The following is a 239-nucleotide window of genomic DNA, read 5'->3' as shown; positions in this document are numbered from 1 at the left end:
ATCATGCGTACCGATCTGATCCGTAAGACCGCTCTGACCGCCGCCGGCCTCGCGTTCACCGGTGGTGCCATCGCCGGCCCGGTCACCGCCGCGTACGCCGCGTCGGAGGCCAAGCCGGCCACGCAGACTCAGACCGACCGCAAGACCCACGGTGAGCGGGAGCTGGGTGTGCGCTACGAGGCGCAGCCGAACTTCTACTACTGCGGGCCCGCCGCGACCCGTAACGCCCTGAGCGTGCA

1 pseudogene is annotated in these 239 nt (G+C 69.9%); it reads left to right on the top strand.

From position 1 onward, the window contains the following. Positions 1-3 precede the first annotated feature (3 nt). A pseudogene (locus ACPXBU_RS34920) lies at positions 4-239 on the top strand (C39 family peptidase); the annotation flags it as partial.

The sequence above is a fragment of the Micromonospora sp. DT231 genome (assembly GCF_049847025.1).
In the GTDB taxonomy this organism is placed as follows: domain Bacteria; phylum Actinomycetota; class Actinomycetes; order Mycobacteriales; family Micromonosporaceae; genus Micromonospora.
This window is presented reverse-complemented; position numbering and strand designations above follow the sequence as displayed.